Consider the following 3057-nt stretch of genomic DNA (forward strand, 5'->3'; position numbering starts at 1 on the left):
GCCGCGAGCAGAACCCGGCGTCAGTTCTTCTTGCTGTTGGGGCTTTGGCCGGCCGGCGTCTTGCCCGTGGCGAACGGATTGACCGGCGCCGAGCCGCCCTTCTTGAGGTTCTTGTCGGCCTTCGGTTTCTTCTTTTCCTTGTTGCTGCGCATCTGACCCTTGGCCATCACGATCTCCCTTTGCGCGCCCGGCTGGAAAGACTCGGCGCGAGCAAGCAATAGCAAGTCCGCAAGCCTTTGTATGCAGGCGGCCACAAGCCGCCGACCTCATTTCGTCGCCGCGCCCCGGCAAATCATCGCGGCGACGCTCGCGGACGCTTCACAGCCCTCGCCCATGGCCTTATCGTTGGGTCTTCGAGGAGGGCGGCCGATCAAGGACCCTCCGGTCATGATGGGGAGAAACACAGCGTGAAACGCATTGCACATCTCGTTGCCCTGAGCCTGGGGCTGGCGCTGCCGGCCGCGGCGCATACGCCGCAACAGCCGCCGCACCAGTCCTACAGCGAAGGCGACCTCAAGCTGGAAAGCGGGGAGGTCATCAAGGATTTCTCGATCTCCTATGTTACCCACGGCAAACTGAACGAGAAGAAATCCAACGCCGTCCTGATGGTGACGGCGCTGGGCGGCAATCATCACCGCATCGACTTCATGATCGGCCCCGGCAAGGCGCTCGACCCCGACAAATATTTTATCATTTGCACCGACGCGATCAGCAATGGCCTCACCACCTCGCCAAGCAACTCGAAAGCGCAAGCCCGCATGGCATTCCCGAAATTCGCCATGCGCGACATGGTGGAATCGCAATATCGCCTGTTGAAGGAAAAATTCGGCATCGACCATGTCGTCGCCGTGATCGGCCCGTCGATGGGCGGCATGCAGGCGCTGCAATGGGGCGTCAGCCATCCCGACGCCATGGATGCGCTGGTGGCGATGGTGCCGCTGGCCAAGACGCCGGCCTGGAGCGTCGCCGTGGCCGAAGCCTCGCGCAAGGCGATCATGAACGATCCGGCCTGGAAGGACGGCAACTACGAGGCGCCGCCGGAGAAGGGCATCCGGCTATGGCGCGACATTCTCAATCTGTTGTCGGCGCGCACGCCGGATATGTATTCGGCGCAGTTCAAGAACGGCATGGACGCGCTGCCCTGGATGGAGGCGCAGGAGACCGCGGCCATGAAAGCGTTCGACGCCAACGACTATATCTACCAGACCTGGGCCTATGAGCGGCACGACGTCGGCACCACGCCGGGCTTTGGCGGCGACACCGCGAAAGCGCTGGCCTCGATCAAGGCGAAGACGCTGATCCTCACCGGCACCAAGGATTTGCTCAATCCGGAATTCGAGCCGATCGAAGCCGGCAAGAACATCGCCAACGTCAAGATGATGACGATCAGCCCGGGCAGCGTCACCGGCCACGCCTCGGCCGGCGGATTTTTCCCCGCCGATGTCGAGTTTCTCAACCGCGAGGCGGGGGCGTTTCTCGATGCGGTGACGGAGGGCGGCAAGAAGCTGAACTGAGGCGCGCGTGCCCCGGATGCCGCGCAGCGCGCCGCGCTTGCGGCGTGGTGCGCGCCACAGTGTTTGGCCGTCATCACCCGCGAAGGCGGGTGATCCAGTACGCCGCGGCTTCTCCATTCCATCGCATGCTCCTCGGGGTACTGGATCGCCCGGTCATAGGCGAGCGGAAGCGACGCCGTCCTTCGGACGGCTATGCCGGGCGACGACAGCCGCGGGTGCCCTTGAAAGCCCCGCGCGCAGCCCTAACTGTCAGCGGCGCGATGGAACCGGATCGCCTGAGCGCGATTGATGGAAAGCCAGTTGAAGAGGATTGCCGCCATGAAATCGATTGCCACCTTGCTCGCCGTCGCTGCCTTCGCGCTGGCTGCAAGCCCGGCCAGTGCCAAGGGCTGCCTGAAGGGCGCGTTCGTCGGCGGCGTCGCCGGTCACTATGCCGGACATCACGGCGTGCTCGGTGCAGCCGCCGGCTGCCTCTACGGCCGCCATCACGCCAAGGAGCAGGAGCGGCTGAAGCAGCAGCCGCAGCAGCCCGCCGGGCAGGAGAAGCTGTAGGCGGTTTGCCTCGGTCGTTGCCTTACCCACCGGCCGCCCCACAAGAAAACCGTCATACCCCGCGAAAGCGGGGTATCCAGTACGCGCTGGCTTCTCGATTCAATCACCGACGTCTCTGGAATACTGGATCACCCGCTTTCGCGGGTGATGACGCATGGGTGCATGCTCGCGCACCTGATTTCTCACTGATTCAAATTTCAAACAGCCAATTCGCCTGCACGACCGTCATTGCGAGCGCCAGCGAAGCAATCCATCTTCCGTCATTCCGGGATGGTCCGGGCGGCAAAACACAGCTACGCGATCTCGCCGCTGGTTTCGCGCGAGGTTTGGCCTGCTCGTTCCGCCCTTTTGTTTGAGGGCGTGGGGAATGCCGGGTGCCCAGTGCACCCGCAGCCTCGTGTGCGCATGGTAGTGGTAAATGCACACGAGTATTCACAGCGGTCGCACCGGAAATCACCCGGCATCCCCGCACGCAATGGTTTTAACGGCTTATAGCGCGCTCTCCCCGGGGACCGGGCTTTCTTGCCCCCGTCGCCGGCGGAATCGCTTCCGCCGACTTGACACCAGCGTCGGGGTGTCAGGACCACACGACTTCGCCGTCCGCGCCCGTCTTTCGCACAAGCCCCGCGACGGTCCTGATACCGGTCCGCCGCAGCTTTGAGCGAAGGCGGTTCAGCGTCATTCGTCTTGTGACACTGCCGCGTCCACCGCATCCCGTTCCAACGTCCGTGACGATCGCGATACGCCCCTCAAGCGGGACGGGATGGCAGGGAATATGAATGTGATTTGGGGGGTAGCACAACTTCGCAGCGCTGCGGCACGTTGGCACGACGGGCAAATCACGCGGGCCGCGGGGGAGCGCATGTCAAGGGCCGGTCGTCCCGCTGTTGTCATTCCGGGGCATCGCGCAGCGATGAACCCGGAATCTCGAGATTCTCCGATGTGCAATTGCACATCGTAGTTCGATGCTGCGCATCGCCCCGGAATGACG

At 63.5% G+C, this 3057-nt stretch carries 3 protein-coding genes; 2 read left to right on the plus strand and 1 reads right to left on the minus strand.

Annotation, left to right across the window (positions count from 1 at the left end; genetic code table 11):
* Positions 1-20: 20 nt before the first annotated feature.
* Positions 21-167 (minus strand): hypothetical protein, encoded by a 147-nt coding sequence (locus tag E8A46_RS19155; RefSeq protein WP_291564383.1) that lies wholly within the window; start codon positions 165-167, stop codon positions 21-23.
* Positions 168-407: 240 nt separating this feature from the next.
* On the opposite strand from E8A46_RS19155, the gene E8A46_RS19160 reads away from it, so the two are divergent.
* A complete protein-coding gene (locus E8A46_RS19160; protein WP_291564386.1) occupies positions 408-1514 on the plus strand; it encodes an alpha/beta fold hydrolase in 1107 nt (368 codons plus the stop codon).
* Between the two features lie 318 nt (positions 1515-1832).
* Positions 1833-2066, plus strand: coding sequence for a hypothetical protein (locus E8A46_RS19165; RefSeq protein ID WP_291564388.1), 234 nt, complete (start codon positions 1833-1835; stop codon positions 2064-2066).
* The last annotated feature ends 991 nt before the right edge of the window (positions 2067-3057 follow it).

This window comes from Bradyrhizobium sp. (assembly GCF_004799445.1).
GTDB lineage: Bacteria > Pseudomonadota > Alphaproteobacteria > Rhizobiales > Xanthobacteraceae > Bradyrhizobium.